Below are 15,448 nucleotides of genomic sequence, written 5' to 3'. Positions count from 1 at the left end.
GCGCGAGAAGAATGGAAGGAACGACGACATGAGCAAATCCCTGCGCCTCTCCGAGAAATGGTTCCGCCGCGGCCTCTGGCTGGTGGCGCTGGTGTTCGCGGGCTTTTTGATCGGGCTGGGCAGCACCATCGTGGGCGACCTACCGCAGGTCGAGCGCGTGCGCACCATCGAGGACTTCATCGACCACCGCGCGGCCGATCCGCTGCGCGCCACCGTCAAGGCCTCGGAGGGGGCCGAGCTGCAGGCCTCGCGCGACCTCGACCAGATCCGGCTGCAGCTGCAGGCGGCGCAGCAGGCCGGCGCCAATGCGCGCGAGACCTTCGGCAACTGGATCGCCACGCGCCGCGCCACCGCGCAGCCCGACCAGGATCCCGAGCTGATCGCGCGCACCAAGGCGCTCGATGCCATCAAGCAGAAGGAGGAGGCGGTGCAGCGCCAGGTCAATGCGCAGCAGCAGCGCATGCTCGACGCGCGCCAGGCCGAGCAGCGCGCGCGCACCGCGCTGGCCGAGCTGGAGCGCGACGCGCAGCTCAAGCTCGACGCCGAGTACCGCCGCATCGAACTGCGCGTGTTCGCCTACCGGCTCGCGCTCACGCTGCCGCTCCTGGTGGTCGCGGGCTGGCTGTTCGTGAAGAAGCGCAAGAGCACCTGGTGGCCCTTCGTCTGGGGCTTCATCCTGTTCGCGCTGTTCGCCTTCTTCGTCGAGCTGGTGCCCTACCTGCCGAGCTACGGCGGCTACGTGCGCTACGCGGTGGGCATCGTGATCACGGTGCTGGTGGGGCGCTACGCGATCGTCGCGCTCAACAACTACCTGGCGCGCCAGAAGCTGGCCGAGCAGCAGCCCGACCAGGTGCGGCGCGAGGAGCTGAGCTACGACACCGCGCTGGCGCGGCTCGACAAGGGCGTGTGCCCCGGCTGCGAACGGCCGGTGGACCTGAAGAACACCGCGATCGACTTCTGCCCGCACTGCGGCATCGGCCTGCACGACCACTGCGAGGTCTGCGAGACGCGCAAGAGTGCCTTCTCGCGCTTCTGCCATGCCTGCGGTGCCTCGGCTGCGGCGTCGGAACCGGACGCAAAATCCTTCACGCCCCGGACCCCGCCGCAACCCGCGACCTGAGAAGGGCGGTCACGCGCTCGTGCTACAACCGCCCGCTGCGCCGCGTTCGCGGCCGCAGCCCGGTCCGTTCCATGCCTCACCTCGAAGGAGTACGCGCAATGAGCATCTTCGGCAGCATCCTTTCCAAGATCTTCCCGTCCGCGCAGGCCGCGCAACCGCCGGCCGCGGCACCCTGCCCCCCGCCGCGCCGGCGCCCGCGGGCGCACCGGCCGCCGCGGCACCGCCGCCGGCCATCACGGTGGTCGACGTCGAGGCCCTGCTCGACGGCATGCCGGGCGCGAAGCAGCTCAACTGGCGCACCTCCATCGTCGACCTGATGAAGCTGCTGGGCCTGGACAGCAGCCTCGACGCGCGCAAGCAGCTCGCGGCCGAACTGAGCTACGGCGCCGACACCAGCGACAGCGCCAAGATGAACATCTGGCTGCACCGCCAGGTCATGACCAAGCTGGCCGCCAATGGCGGCAAGGTGCCGGCCGAACTGCGCGACTGATCCGCGCTGTTTCCACCATGCAAACAGCCCGGCATTGCCGGGCTGTTTGCTTTGGAGGCGCGAAGAAGGCTTCAGGTCCAGCCCGCGTCCACCACGTAGTCCTGCGCCGTGCACATGCGCGAATCGTCGGCCGCCAGGAACAGCGCCATCGCCGCGATGTCCTCGCCCATCACGCGGCCCGGCAGGCACTGGGCCGTGTCGATCTCCGCGCCCGACTCGGGCTTGACCCACAGCCGCAGCTGCCGCTCGGTCATCACCCAGCCCGGCACGATCGTGTTGACGCGGATGTTCTGCTTGCCCAGGTCGCGCGCCAGCGAGCGCGTGAGGCCGCGCACGGCCGCCTTGCAGGCCTGGTAGACCGGATAGCCGCGGCCCTTCATCATCCAGCTGACCGAGCCGAAGTTGACGATCGAGCCGCCGCCCAGCGCGCGCATGTCGGGCGCCACCGCCTGCGCGGCGAAGAACTGGTGCTTGAGGTTCACGGCCACCAGCCGGTCGAAGTCCTCGTCGGTGACGTCGGCCATCTCGTGGCGGCGGTCGTTGGCCGCGTTGTTGAGCAGCACGCCCACCGGCCCGAAGCGCGAGCGCACCGCATCGATGGTGGCGCCCAGCGCGGCCGTGTCGGTCACGTCGCAGGGCAGGAACAGCGCGGGATGGTCGCCCTGCAACCGGCCCGCGAGCGCCTGGCCCGCGGCGGCGTCGATGTCGCAGAAGCCGACCTTCGCGCCCTGCGCATGGAAGGCCCGCACCAGCGCTTCGCCGATGCCGCTCGCACCGCCCGAGATGAAGACGGTGCGCTGGGCGAGCGAGGGATAGCGCGCGGTGTAGGGCGAGGGTGCGGTGCTCATGGCGTGGAAGACGACAGCCTGGAAGCCCGCGAGGTTAGCGCGGAACGCCCGTCGCGTCTCAGACCCCGCGCGCGCGCTCGGACTTGAAGCGCGCCCGGAATGCCGTGAACGTTCCCGCGTCGAGCGCCTCGCGGATCTCGCGCATCAGATTCAGGTAGTAGTGCAGGTTGTGGATGGTCGTGAGCATCGGCCCGAGCATCTCGCCGCAGCGGTCGAGGTGATGCAGGTAGGCGCGGCTGAAGCCCTCGCGCCCGCCGTCGTTCCAGCTCACGCCCGAGCTGCCCGCGCAGGCGTGGCAGGTGCAGCTCGGATCGATGGGCTGCGGGTCGCTCTTGTGGCGCGCGTTGCGCATCTTGAGGTCGCCGAAGCGCGTGAACAGCGTGCCGTTGCGCGCATTGCGCGTGGGCATCACGCAGTCGAACATGTCGACGCCGTCGGCCACGCCCTGCACCAGGTCCTCGGGCGTGCCCACGCCCATCAGGTAGCGCGGCTTGTTCGCGGGCAGCCGGTGCGGCGTGTGGCCCATGATGTGCAGCATCTCCTCCTTGGGCTCGCCCACGCTCACGCCGCCGATGGCGTAGCCGGGGAAGTCCAGCTCGACCAGCGCCGCCAGCGATTCCTCGCGCAGGTTCTCGAACATGCCGCCCTGCACGATGCCGAACAGCGCGTTCGGGTTCGACAGGCGCTCGAATTCCGTCTGGCAGCGCTTGGCCCAGCGCAGGCTCAGCTCCATCGAGATGCGCGCCTCGGCCTCGGTCGTGATGTGGCCCTTGGTGTCGTAGGGCGTGCACTCGTCGAACTGCATCACGATGTCGCTGTTGAGGACGGTCTGGATCTGCATCGAGACCTCGGGCGTGAGGAACAGCTTGTCGCCGTTGACCGGCGACGCGAACTTCACGCCCTCCTCGCTGATCTTGCGCATCGCGCCCAGCGACCAGACCTGGAAGCCGCCCGAGTCGGTGAGGATGGGCTTGTTCCACTTCTCGAAGGGGTGCAGCCCGCCGAAGCTCTGCATCACGTCCAGGCCCGGGCGCATCCACAGGTGGAAGGTGTTGCCCAGGATGATCTGCGCACCCATCTCCTCGAGGCTGCGCGGCATCACGCCCTTGACGGTGCCGTAGGTGCCCACGGGCATGAAGATCGGCGTCTGCACCACGCCGTGGTTGAGCGTGAGCGTGGCGCGGCGCGCGTGGCCCTCTTGACGCAGTACCTGGAACTTAAGCCCGTTTTCCATAGATTTCAAAAAACTGTTTGACCTGCGCTTCGGCGTGCGCGAACGATGGGATAAGGCGGAGACTGGATAAGTCCATCAGCTCTGCCACACGATGTCTTGCTGCCTCGGGTTTGAACTGTCGTTTGCGTCTACCTGTTCGATCCGAGGCCGAAACCAGTGCTTCGAAGAGTTTGGCCTTGGGATCTGTCAATTTCTCAATGGACTTGGGAGGAGGCAACTGCAGCGGAGAATTTCCATCCGGGTTGCCCGCAGCCGCTCGAATTGCCTTTGAGTCAAGCAGCAACCAACTTTCTGTCATGCGGACCGGTATCAGACAGATGTGCGATGTGGGTATTCGCACCTGCTTTGCAGCTTGTTCGATCTCCTGCTGTCTCGTAGCAGGAGGGGCCGCTTCCGCATCTCGATGAATGAACAACAGATCGCAAGGATAAAGCTGCAGAACGCGGGGAAGCCGCGCAGTTAATGGACCGCGATGCAAGCCTTCGGCGAACAGAATACGATGAGGAATCGGGCTCCATTCGTCGAGCAAAAACTGCACTACGGGAAGAAGCGTTCGATCAGAGGTGCCATCGGTGACCAATGTTGCAGTAAGTGTTCTCATTGCAGGCACGCCACGCTTCAGGGTCCTTGAAAGAGGTCGATGGTTTCGGGAAGGTGATCCCGCACCAGTTTGTTAGCCCCCTTCGGTTTCGACGGAAGACGGTTTCCAGACAAGTAGGCGTGCAACTCTCCCCGGGTAATGATGCTTGACGGCTGCTGCGTCGTCGAGGACTTCGTTCTCCATGTTCCATTGATAGGCTTGAAGTTGGCGAACGATTGAGCTTTCAGGCGAACCGTTTCGGCAAAAAGAAGTTCATCATCAAGAAGCTCGGCTACAACAAGCGGAGAGTGCGTGTTGATGATCACTTGTCGGAGATTAAGCTGACTCGCAAGCTCGGCTGGAGAAAGATCTGCATCCGACAACTCGCGAACTAACTTGAGCATCTCCGGAATTCGCTGTGGGTGAATACCATTCTCTGGTTCTTCCAGACAAACAAGACCACTCGCATCCGGATCATTCGATAGCACTGCGAGCGCCAAAAACCGCAGCGTGCCGTCCGACAAGGAGCTTGCAGAATATGGGCGCTTGTCGCTCATGGTCACCGAGAGCGTACGCTGTTGACGCGTCTGATCGGTATCGACATCTAGAGATTCGACGCCGGGAATCAGGTCAGCGAGTCGATTTGCGATATCTCCATAGCGACCGAGTCGAAATAGAGTGTTCGGGAGATGCTCGCCAGTAGGAGACAGCGACGAGTCTCCAAAAATGTCATCGGGCGCCCGAAGAGCGGTTGGCTCCAACTGCAGCATCCGCCACGATTGCATCTCTCTTCGAACTGCAAGCGCTGTGGGGTGGGATGAGAGATTGACGCCGGATAGCACGGTTTGGGGGCTCTTCTGCGCGAAGATTCGCTGGGGGTTGCCCCTTCCACCTCCATCGCCTCTCAGGAGAATTGCCGTGTCGGTCCCCGTGTTGTCCGTTTCGATGAATGGAGACGTCCGCGGACCCGGTCCGAAGACGATTTTCTTGTTTTTCGCGAGCTCCGCCCCTCCTTCGAACTGAAGGAATTTCTGGGCATCGCTCGATGGTTTTGCGCGAAGCTCTTCTTTCTCTATGTAGACCGGATCCTTTGATGGCCCCGAAACCGCATCTGAGTTCAAACGGAGGACGAGCGTGTACTCCACCAATGTTGCAGTGGGTCTGGCTTTTCGATCGAAGTCATCGACGACTTCATTGGGAATGATCAGTTCGGCAAGAAACTCCATGCGTAGCGCATCAGATCCTTTTTCTCTAAAAAAGAGCGAGGCAAAGTCTGACGCTCGGCCATGTGTCCCCCGAACGTTGCTGCAGGCCTTGATGATTGGCATCGATGCCAAGTCGCTCAAGAACGTGATGGCATCAAAAAGATTTGACTTTCCCACACCGTTTGCGCCTGCGATACAGGTGAACAACCCAAATTGGATGTCGATATCACGTAAGTTCTTAAATCCCGAAACTTTTAGGCGAGTGAGCATTTCATTCTCCGGAGCTGTTCTGAGATGCCTGACAAAGGTAGAGGTGGGATCAAAAAATCGATCTATTCTGACCGCTTGCTGTAGGAGCTAGCGCGCTCCAACAGCATCGCATCGCCATAGCTGAAGAAGCGATAGCGCTGCGCGATGGCGTGCGCATAGAGCGCCATCACGCGCTCGTAGCCCGCTAGGGCCGAGACCAGCATCATCAGCGTGCTCTTGGGCAGGTGGAAGTTGGTGATCAGCAGGTCGACGTGCGCGAAGGCGAAGCCCGGCGTGATGAAGATGCGGGTGTCGCCCGCGGCCTCGCCGCTCCTGGCCCATGACTCGAGCGTGCGCACGGTGGTCGTGCCCACGGCCACGATGCGGCCGCCGCGCGCCTTGCATTCGGCGATGGCGCGCTGCGTGGCCTCGGGCACCTCGTAGCGCTCGGCATGCATGGTGTGCTCGGCGATGTTCTCGGTCTTCACCGGCTGGAAGGTGCCGGCGCCCACGTGCAGCGTGACGTTGGCGCGCTGCACGCCGCGCGCCTCGAGCGCGGCCAGCAGGCCCTCGTCGAAGTGCAGCGCGGCGGTGGGCGCGGCCACGGCGCCGGGCACGCGCGCGAACACGGTCTGGTAGCGGCGCTCGTCCTCGGCCGAGTCGTCGTGCGTGATGTAGGGCGGCAGCGGCACGTGGCCGCAGCGCTCCATCAGCAGGTAGGGGTTCTCGCCCGTGTCGCTCTCGAAGGCGAAGCGGAACAGGGCGCCGTCCTCCTCGGGCCAGCGGCCGAGCAGGGTGGCGCGGAAGCCGCCGACCATCTGCAGCGTGGTGCCCACGGGCGGCTTCTTGCTGACCTTCATGTGGGCCACCACCTCCTGCCCCTGCAGCACGCGCTCGACCAGCAGCTCGAGCTTGCCGCCGGTCGGCTTCTCGCCGAACAGGCGCGCCTTGACGACGCGGGTGTCGTTGAAGACCAGCAGGTCGCCCTCGCGCAGCAGCGAGGGCAGGTCGCGAAAGATGCGGTCGGACGGTGCGGGGCCGGTGCCGTCGAGCAGGCGGGACGCGGTGCGTTCGGTGGCCGGGTGTTGCGCCACCAGCTCGGGCGGCAGGGCGAAATCGAAATCGGAGAGCGTGAAGGCGCGCATGATGCTTGAGGGCCGGACGGGCCCGTTCCAAGAAGGTGGCCGCGAGGGGCCGTTCGGAGAGCGAGGCGGCGATTGTCCCATGGCGCGAAAACCGTCCGCCGCCGCGGGGTCGGGCCAGAGCCGGCGAGGCAGAATCGCCGCATGGTCGATACACATGCAGCGCGCGTCACGCCGGAGGCCGGGTCCGCGCCCGGACCCTCCGAGGGCGAGCTCTTCAAGAAGATCCTCGGCGCCGCCTGGCAGGGCCTGCATGCCGACATCCGCCGCCGCTTCGACAAGAACCCCTCGCCCGGCAAGGCGCTGCATTACCGGGGCCGGCTCAGCGAACTGCGCTGCTCGCGCTTCGGCCGGCTGCTGGGCCACCTCACGCAGCCGCTGATCCAGGGCGCGCTGATCCCCTACAGCGACGCCGACTTCCCGGTCGAGATCCAGGTCTACGCGAAGCCCGGCGACCCCGCGATCTACAAGCAGCGCATCTACCGGCTGCACGGGCGCCGGCCGATCCAGTTCACCAGCTTCATGCGCGAGAGCGAACGCGGCGAGGTGCTCGAGTACGTCGGCATGGGCCTGGGCATGAAGCTGGTGCTCAGCGTGGAGAACGGCAGCCTGCATTTCCGCAGCGACGGCTACTTCTGGCAGCTGTTCGGCTGGCGCCTCCCCCTGCCGGGCCTGCTCACGCCGGGCAAGACCTTCCTCTGGCACCACAACGAGACGCCCGAGCGCTTCAACATCCGCATCGAGATCCGCCACCCGCTGATGGGCACCACCTTCACCCAGGTCGGCGTGTTCGAGGAAGTGTCCGCCCCCGCATGATCGACACGCACCTGCTGGCGCTGCAGCTGATGGCGGCCCAGGGCGCGCTCGGCGCCTTCGACACGCTCTACCACCACGAGGGCACCGAGGCCCTGCCGCGGCGCGCCTCGGCCGGGCGCGAGCTCGCGATCCACGCCACGCGCTCGTCGATCTACTGCCTGCTGTTCATCGGCCTCTCGTTCTGGGCCTGGCATGGCGCCTGGGCCTGGGTGCTGCTCGCGGTGTTCGGCGTCGAGATCGTGCTCACGCTGTGGGACTTCGTGGTCGAGGACCGCAGCCGCCTGCTGCCGGCCACCGAGCGCGTCACGCACACGGTGCTGGCGATCAACGCGGGCGCCTTCATCGCGCTGCTGGCGCTGGCGGCCGTCGGCTGGGCCGCCGAGCCGACCGCGCTCGCCTGGCAGCCGCAGGGCTGGCTCGGCGCCTTCCTCGCGCTGTGCGGCGTGGGGGTGGGCGTGTCGGGGCTGCGCGATGCCTTCGCGGCGCGCGCGCTGTGCGGCGCCGGCGCCAGGCGCGGCTGCGCGAGACCGAGGCGCCGGTGCGCTTCGGCGCGCGGCCGCGGCGCGTGCTGGTCACGGGCGGCACCGGCTTCATCGGCCAGATCCTCGTGCGCCATCTGCTGGCCGACGGCCATGCGGTCACGGTGTGGACGCGCGACGCGCGCGCGGCGGCCTGGAACTTCGGCGGCGCGGTGCGCTGCGTGCAGTCGCTGGCCGAGCTGCCGGCGGCCGAGGAGATCGAGGTGGTCGTCAACCTCGCGGGCGCGCGCATCCTCGGCGCGCGCTGGAGCGAGCGGCGGCAGCGCCAGTTGCTGGCCAGCCGCGAGGGCCTGACGCGGCAGCTGGTCGAATGGATGGCCGCGCGCCCGCGCAAGCCCTGGCTGCTGCTCTCGGGCTCGGCCATCGGCTACTACGGCGTGCAGCCGCAGGGCGATGCCACCGCGCTCGACGAGGACGCGCCGCCACAGGACATCTTCATGTCGCGCCTGTGCCAGCGCTGGGAACAGGCGGCGCAGGCCGCGGTCGCGCTGGGCGTGCAGGTGGCCTGCATGCGCTTCGGCTTCGTGCTGGGCCACCAGGGCTCGCTGCCGCAGCTGCTGCTGCCGGTGCGGCTCGGTGTCGGCGGGCGGCTGGGCAGCGGGCGGCAGTGGCTGTCGTGGGTGCATGTGCACGACCTGGTGCGCGCGCTCGCGCATGCCTGGAGCCAGATCGAACGCGAAGGCGGCACGCCGGCCGCGCGCGCCTTCAACGTGACCGCGCCGCAGGCGCTGAGCCAGCACGACTTCACGCGCGTCGCGGCCAGCGTGCTGCATCGCCCCTGCTGGATGCCCACGCCTGCGGCGCCCGTGAAGCTGCTGCTCGGCGAGCAGGCCGACCTGCTGCTCGAAGGCCAGCGCGTGGTGCCCGCGCGGCTGCTGCGCGAAGGCTTCCAGTTCATGTTCCCCGATGCGCGCGGCGCCTTGACGGACCTTTGCCGTCCACGCTAGAAGACCTGTCCGTGCCCGCCAAGAAGAAAGCCTCCCCACCTGCCGCCGCGCCGAGCGCACCGGGCGTCGCCACGCCTGCACCCGCCGCACCCGCCGCGCCCGCCGCCCCGGCCGGCCCACCGGGCAGCGGCCTCAGCGTCGTGCAGCGCGCGCTGCGCAAGCTCGGCCTGGTGCGCGACATCGACTTCGCGCTCTACCTGCCGATGCGCTACGAGGACGAGACCCGCGTGGTGCGGCTGGCCGACACGCGCGACGGCGACACCGCGCAGATCGAGGGCGTGGTGACGGAGGCCGAGGTGGCCTACCGGCCGCGGCGCCAGCTCATCGTCACCATCGACGACGGCGGCGAGACCTGCCAGCTGCGCTTCTTCAACTTCTATCCCTCGCAGCAGAAGCAGCTCGCGGTGGGCGCGCGGGTGCGCGTGCGCGGCGAGGTGCGCGGCGGCTTCGTCGGGCGGCAGATGATGCATCCCACGGTCAAGGCCGCGGGCACCGCGCTGCCCGAGGCGCTCACGCCGGTCTACCCGACCGTGGCCGGCCTCGCGCAGCCGGTGCTGCGGCGCGAGGTGCGCTCGGGCCTCGCGCGCGCGGTGCTCGACGAGACCGTCCCGGTGCAGATCGGCCTGCGCGGCGCCTGGGACCTGCGCGCCGCGCTGAGCTTCCTGCACTATCCGACACCCGACGTGGCGATGGCCACGCTCGAGGACCACAGCCACCCGGCCTGGCAGCGCATCAAGGCCGAGGAGTTGCTGGCGCAGCAGCTGTCGCAGATGCAGGCGCGCATGGAGCGCGCGGCGCAGCGCGCGCCGATGCTCGACATGGCGGCCGCGCCCGTCGGCGGCAAGGGCTCGCTGCACGACGCGCTGCTGGCCGTGCTGCCCTTCGGCCTGACCGGCGCGCAGGCGCGCGTGGGCGAGGAGATCGCGCGCGACCTCGGGCGCGAGCTGCCGATGCACCGGCTGCTGCAGGGCGACGTGGGCTCGGGCAAGACAGTGGTGGCCGCGCTCGCGGCGGCGCGCTGCATCGACGCGGGCTTCCAGTGCGCGCTGATGGCGCCGACCGAGATCCTCGCGGCCCAGCATTTCGGCAAGCTGGTCGGCTGGCTCGATCCGCTGCTGGCCGAGCGCGGCCTGCGCGTGGCCTGGCTCACCGGCAGCCAGAAGAAGAAGGAGCGCGACGCCATGGGCGCGGCGGTCGAGAGCGGCGAGGCCGCGCTGGTGATCGGCACCCATGCCGTGATCTCCGAGAAGGTGCGCTTCCACAACCTCGCGCTGGCCATCATCGACGAGCAGCACCGCTTCGGCGTGGCGCAGCGGCTGGCGCTGCGCGGCAAGGCGCGCGACGAGCTCGAGCCGCACCTGCTGATGATGAGCGCCACGCCGATCCCGCGCACGCTCGCGATGAGCTACTACGCCGACCTCGACGTCTCCACGCTCGACGAGCTGCCGCCGGGCCGCACGCCCATCGTCACCCGGCTGGTGGCCGAGCATCGGCGCGACGAGGTGATCGCGCGCATCCAGTCGCAGATCGAGCAGGGCCGGCAGGTCTACTGGGTCTGCCCGCTGATCGAGGAGAGCGAGGCGGTCGACCTGCGCAACGCCACCGCCACGCGCGACGAGCTGGCCGACCTGCTCGGGCCGCAGGTCAACGTCGGGCTGCTGCATTCGCGCATGCCCACGGCCGAGAAGCAGGCGGTGATGGCGGCCTTCACCGCCAATGAGATGCACGTGCTGGTGAGCACCACGGTGATCGAGGTCGGCGTGGACGTGCCCAATGCCTCGCTGATGGTGATCGAGCATGCCGAGCGCTTCGGCCTGTCGCAGCTGCACCAGCTGCGCGGGCGCGTGGGCCGCGGCGCGGCGGCCTCGGCCTGCGTGCTGCTCTATGCGCCCGGCGACAGCGGCCGCGTCGGCGAGGCCGCGCGCGCGCGGCTGCGCGCGATGGCCGAGACCGGCGACGGCTTCGAGATCGCGCGCCGCGACCTCGAGATCCGCGGACCCGGCGAGTTCCTCGGCGCGCGCCAGTCGGGCGCGCCGCTGCTGCGCTTCGCCGACCTCACGACCGACACCTTGCTGCTCGACTGGGCACGCGAGCTCGCGCCGCGCATGCTCGAGCAGCATCCCGAGCTGGCGCGGCGGCACATCGACCGCTGGCTCGGCACCAAGGCCGAGTATCTGAAGGCTTGAGGCGATCAACGATCCGTTCGGGCTGAGCTTGGCCTGTCGTGAGCCTGTCGAACGATCGAAGCCGTGCGCGAGGCTTCGACAGGCTCAGCCTGAACGGGTGGAAGCGCTCAACTCGGCCGCCGCGTCAACGCCAGCAGGCAGCCGAAGCCGATCATCATGCTGCCGCTCACGCGGTTGAACCAGCGCATCGCGCGGCTGCCGCCGGCCAGCCGGCGCATGCGCGCGCCGAGCAGCGCATAGAGCGCGATCGCCACCACCTCGAAGACCAGGAAGGTCAGGCCCAGCAGCAGGTAGCTCGAGGCATAGGCGCCCGGCACCACGAACTGCGGGAAGAAGGCGGTGAACACCAGGATCGCCTTCGGGTTGCCCGCGGCGACGGTGAACTCCTGCCGCACCAGCACGCGCATCGGCGGCGGGCCCGCGAGCTCGCGCGCCTGCCGCGCCAGTTCGGGCGCGGGCGCGCGCAGCAGCCGGATGCCGATCCACACGAGGTAGGCGGCGCCGATCCACTTGACGACGTCGAAGGCCAGCTCGGACGCGACCAGCACCGCGCCCATGCCCAGGCCGGCGATCGCGATCATCAGCGCGAAGGCGACGAGGCGGCCGGCCGCGGCGGTCACGGCCTGCGCGATGCCGTAGCGCGCGCCGTTGCTCACCGAGAGCAGGTTGTTGGGGCCGAACGCCATGTTGATGGCGAAGCAGGCCGGCAGGAACAGCAGGTAGGCGGACAGGGTCATGGCGTCTGCGGTGGGAGGCGGGGGAGGCGACCATTATCCGCAGCGCCGCGGACCGCCGGCTTCAGCCGAAGGTGAAGGCATAGGCCTGCGCGCCGGGGTCGAGGAACTCGATCTCGAACAGCCGCTCGCGCGCGCCCTGCTGCTGGCGCACCAGCTGGTAGAGCCGCTGCGCGTCGACCGTGCCCAGCCCTTGCGCGTCGGTGTCGAAGCCGTGGTCGGCCAGCGGCGGCTGGCCGTCGATGCGCACGCGGAAGCGCACCGGCTTGCCGTCGGCCGCGGGGCCGAGCACCAGGTGCAGGTCGCGCGCCTGGAAGCGGTAGGCGATGCGTCCGCCCGGGCGCGCGAGCACCGCGCGCTCGGCATCGACCGCCCAGTCGCCCGCCAGCGCCCACTGGTTGATGCGCAGCGCGGCCGGCACCTGGTAGGCATGGGTGCGGCCCGCGACCAGCCCGCCCGGCGAGGCGAAGCCCTCGGCGCGTTCCTGGCCGATGTAGGTCTCGCCCGAGCGCACGGGCTCGGTGCCGGGCGCGGCCTGCGTGCCCAGCCCCTGCGGCGCGACCAGACCCGCGGCCACGCGCGACGGCCCGGCCTCGGCCAGCAGTTGCTGGATCACCTGCTCGGACTTCGCGTACTGGCCCTCGCCGAACAGCTGGTGGCGGATGCGCCCCTGCGCGTCGACGAAGTAGAAGGCCGGCCAGGCCTGGTTGCCGAAGGCGCGCCAGATCGCGTAGTCGCTGTCGACCGCGACCGGGAAGCCGATATCGAGGTCCTTGACCGCGCGGCGCACGTTGGCCGGGCGCTTCTCGAACGCGAACTCGGGCGTGTGCACGCCCACCACCACGAGGCCGGCGTCCCTGTACTTCTCGGCCCAGGCGCGCAGGTAGGGCAGGGTGCGCAGGCAGTTGATGCAGGAGTAGGTCCAGAAGTCGACCAGCACCACCTTGCCGCGCAGCGCCTCGGGCGTGAGCGGCGGCGAGTTGATCCACTCGGTGGCGCCGGCCAGCGCGGGGAACGGGCCCTGGTCGCGCAGGGGGCGCGGCGTGAAGGCGGGGGCGGGTGCTTCGGCGCTGACGCGCATCAGGCCGCCCTGGTCCTCGCGCGCGGACTGCGGCATGGCTTGCGGTGCGGCGGGCTTCGGCGGCCCGAGGCGATCGAGCAGCGCCTGTTCGAGCGCGTTGGTGCTGCCGCCCGAGAGCTGGCTCAGCAGGCCGGTGTCCAGCCCGAGCGCGATCGCGCCCACGCCCGCGAGCACCGCGGCGCCGGCCGCGCGGCGCAGCCATTCGCCGGTGCGCAGCGAGGCCTTCATGCGCGCGAACATCCGGTTGCCGAACAGCAGCGCGGCCGCCAGCGAGGTGCAGGCACCGGCCGCGTAGGCCAAGAGCAGCAGCGAGGTGCCGGCGCTGGCGCCATTGAGCGCGGCGCCGGTCAGGATCAGGCCCAGGATCGGGCCCGCGCAGGGCGCCCACAGCAGGCCCGTGCCCACGCCCAGCAGCAGCGGCGTGAACGCCGAGCCGCCGGTGGGCGCATCGGCCAGCCGCAGCCCGAGCGCCACCAGCGGCCGGCTCAGCCGGTCGGCCAGCGCGGGCAGCAGCAGCGTGAGGCCGAACAGCGCGAGCAGCGCGATCGCCGCGTAGCGCCCCCACTCGTTGAGCGCCACCACCCAGCCGCCGCCCACGGCCGCGAGGGTGGCGACGGCCGCGAAGGCCAGCGCCATGCCCGCGAGCATCGGCAGACCGTGCGAGCGGAACGGGCGGTCGGCGCGCGCGAACACGAAGGGCAGCACCGGCAGGATGCAGGGGCTCAGGATGGTGAGCACCCCGCCGAGGTAGGCAACGATGAGAACGAGCATGGTGGCGCTCCTGGTTGGGTCGTGGGTGGATCGGTGGGGAAGGGGCGTGCGCATCCCCCGCGGCCTCGCGTCGCGCGGCCGCCGTCGGATGTCGCCGTGGTGGGTTGTGTGCGCTCAGTCGCCCGGCGCGGGCCGCGTGCCCAGCAGCAGGCTGGCCTCGAGCCCGCCCTCGGGCCGGTTGGCCAGCCGCAGCTGCGCGCCCATCGCGGTCGCGAGCTGCTGCGCGATCGCGAGGCCGAGGCCGGTGCCGCCGGTGTCGCGGTTGCGCGAGCTCTCGACGCGGTAGAAGGGCTTGAGCACCGCGTCGAGCTCGTCGGCCGGGATGCCCGGGCCGTTGTCGACCACCGCGATGCGCAGCTGGCCGCCGGCGGCCTCGGGCTGCACGCGCACGCTGACCTCGGTGCCGAACTTGAGCGCGTTGTCGATCAGGTTGGCGAGGATGCGGCGCAGCGCGTTGGGCCGGGTCACGATCGGCGTGCCGGCGCGGCCCTCGAGCCGCACCGGCTGGCCCGCGTCCTCGTAGTCGGCCAGCATGCTCTGCACCAGCGCATCGGCATCCACGCGCAGCGGCGGCTCGGTCGCGCCGTGCAGCGTGCGCGCATAGGTCACGCCCTCGCGCACCAGCGACTTCATCGCGTCGAGGTCCTGGCGGAACTTGTCGCGGTCGGGTGTGGCGTCCATCAGCTCGGTGCGCAGCCGCATGCGCGTGATCGGCGTCTGCAGGTCGTGCGAGATCGCGGCCAGGATCTCGACGCGCTCCGACATGTAGCCCGAGATGCGCTGCTGCATCGCATTGAAGGCGCGCGCGGCATGGGCCACCTCGCTCGGGCCGTGCTCATCGAGCGGCCGGCCCTTGAGGTCGGGCCCGAGCTCGTCGGCCGCGCTCGCCAGCTGCGCCAGCGGCCGCGTGACCAGCCGCACCGCGGCCCAGGCGCACAGCGCCAGCACCAGCAGCTGCACCGCGAGGCCCCACACCAGCCAGGGCGACATCGGCATGTCGACCCGGCGCGCATGCACGATCAGCGCCGAGCCGTCGTGCAGCCGCACCTGGATCTCCAGGCCGCCGACGGGGTTGCCGACCTCGCCGATCTTCACGATCTCGAACGGGCGCATCGCGTCCATGATGGCCTCGCCGAACTGGCGCAGCGAGGCCGAGGCCGGCGCCTTGCCACCGGCCTCGCCGCCGAGCGTGAAGTGGTAGTTGCGCCGCTCCAGCCGCGCGAGCCAGTCCGCGCGCTCGCCGGCCGGCAGGCGGTCGAGGAGCGCCACCGAGCTCGCGATGTCGCGCTCGATGCCGATCATCATCAGCTCGCGCATCGCGAGGCCGCGCTCGTAGTTGATCGCGCCGAAGGTCAGGGCCTGCGCGATCGCGAGGCCGACCACGATGATCAGCGTGACGCGCGCGAACAGCGAGCGCGGGACCAGCCGGCGCAGCCCGCGGCGGACGGGGGCGGCCTGGCTGGCGGCGGGGCTGGCGGGGGTGGACATGGACGCCTTTATAGACGG

General features: G+C 69.5%; 11 protein-coding genes and 2 pseudogenes. 5 read left to right on the top strand and 8 right to left on the bottom strand.

Annotation, left to right across the window (positions count from 1 at the left end; genetic code table 11):
- Positions 1 to 28 precede the first annotated feature (28 nt).
- Both INQ48_29985 and INQ48_29980 read left to right on the top strand, forming a co-directional pair.
- Positions 29 to 1,120: a zinc ribbon domain-containing protein gene (locus INQ48_29985; protein QRF57467.1), complete on the top strand. Its 1,092-nt coding sequence runs from the start codon at positions 29 to 31 to the stop codon at positions 1,118 to 1,120.
- Between the two features lie 98 nt (positions 1,121 to 1,218).
- Positions 1,219 to 1,610: pseudogene (locus tag INQ48_29980) on the top strand (DUF3597 domain-containing protein).
- 71 nt (positions 1,611 to 1,681) lie between these two features.
- On the opposite strand, the gene INQ48_29975 reads toward INQ48_29980, so the two are convergent.
- The 5 genes from INQ48_29975 to queA form a co-directional block, all read right to left on the bottom strand.
- Complete coding sequence (locus INQ48_29975) at positions 1,682 to 2,458, bottom strand: SDR family oxidoreductase (GenBank protein QRF57466.1); 777 nt, start codon at positions 2,456 to 2,458, stop codon at positions 1,682 to 1,684.
- Positions 2,459 to 2,516: 58 nt separating this feature from the next.
- Positions 2,517 to 3,692 carry a tRNA guanosine(34) transglycosylase Tgt gene (gene tgt, locus INQ48_29970; protein ID QRF57465.1) on the bottom strand — a complete coding sequence of 392 codons (1,176 nt, stop codon included), beginning with the start codon at positions 3,690 to 3,692 and terminating at the stop codon, positions 2,517 to 2,519.
- Positions 3,676 to 4,293 carry a DUF4276 family protein gene (locus INQ48_29965; GenBank protein ID QRF57464.1) on the bottom strand — a complete coding sequence of 206 codons (618 nt, stop codon included), beginning with the start codon at positions 4,291 to 4,293 and terminating at the stop codon, positions 3,676 to 3,678. The genes tgt and INQ48_29965 overlap by 17 nt, the downstream gene beginning before the upstream one ends.
- A 17-nt stretch (positions 4,294 to 4,310) precedes the next feature.
- The gene (locus tag INQ48_29960; protein QRF57463.1) at positions 4,311 to 5,747 is read right to left on the bottom strand and encodes an AAA family ATPase; all 1,437 of its coding nucleotides are present in this window, start codon (positions 5,745 to 5,747) and stop codon (positions 4,311 to 4,313) included.
- A 62-nt stretch (positions 5,748 to 5,809) separates the two neighbouring features.
- The gene (queA, locus tag INQ48_29955; GenBank protein QRF57462.1) at positions 5,810 to 6,871 is read right to left on the bottom strand and encodes a tRNA preQ1(34) S-adenosylmethionine ribosyltransferase-isomerase QueA; all 1,062 of its coding nucleotides are present in this window, start codon (positions 6,869 to 6,871) and stop codon (positions 5,810 to 5,812) included.
- Between the two features lie 141 nt (positions 6,872 to 7,012).
- Here queA and INQ48_29950 point away from each other — a divergent pair, with 141 nt between their 5' ends.
- The 3 genes and pseudogenes from INQ48_29950 (at position 7,013) to recG (ending at position 11,356) form a co-directional block, all read left to right on the top strand.
- The gene (locus INQ48_29950) at positions 7,013 to 7,684 is read left to right on the top strand and encodes a DUF4166 domain-containing protein (GenBank protein ID QRF57461.1); all 672 of its coding nucleotides are present in this window, start codon (positions 7,013 to 7,015) and stop codon (positions 7,682 to 7,684) included.
- Positions 7,681 to 9,170: pseudogene (locus tag INQ48_29945) on the top strand (TIGR01777 family protein). Before INQ48_29950 ends, INQ48_29945 begins: the two are co-directional and overlap by 4 nt.
- Before the next feature lie 11 nt (positions 9,171 to 9,181).
- Complete coding sequence (recG, locus tag INQ48_29940; GenBank protein ID QRF57460.1) at positions 9,182 to 11,356, top strand: ATP-dependent DNA helicase RecG; 2,175 nt, start codon at positions 9,182 to 9,184, stop codon at positions 11,354 to 11,356.
- 107 nt (positions 11,357 to 11,463) lie between these two features.
- Here recG and INQ48_29935 read toward each other — a convergent pair whose 3' ends face one another.
- The 3 genes from INQ48_29935 to INQ48_29925 form a co-directional block, all read right to left on the bottom strand.
- The gene (locus tag INQ48_29935) at positions 11,464 to 12,093 is read right to left on the bottom strand and encodes a LysE family translocator (GenBank protein QRF57459.1); all 630 of its coding nucleotides are present in this window, start codon (positions 12,091 to 12,093) and stop codon (positions 11,464 to 11,466) included.
- Positions 12,094 to 12,154: 61 nt separating this feature from the next.
- Positions 12,155 to 13,942, bottom strand: coding sequence for a redoxin domain-containing protein (locus INQ48_29930; protein QRF57458.1), 1,788 nt, complete (start codon positions 13,940 to 13,942; stop codon positions 12,155 to 12,157).
- A gap of 114 nt (positions 13,943 to 14,056) precedes the next feature.
- Positions 14,057 to 15,430 carry a HAMP domain-containing histidine kinase gene (locus INQ48_29925; protein ID QRF57457.1) on the bottom strand — a complete coding sequence of 458 codons (1,374 nt, stop codon included), beginning with the start codon at positions 15,428 to 15,430 and terminating at the stop codon, positions 14,057 to 14,059.
- Between the last annotated feature and the right edge of the window lie 18 nt (positions 15,431 to 15,448).

The organism is Variovorax paradoxus (genome assembly GCA_016806145.1).
In the GTDB taxonomy this organism is placed as follows: domain Bacteria; phylum Pseudomonadota; class Gammaproteobacteria; order Burkholderiales; family Burkholderiaceae_C; genus Variovorax.
Note: the sequence above shows the minus strand (reverse complement) of the source record. Positions and strands in the feature narration are given on the sequence as shown.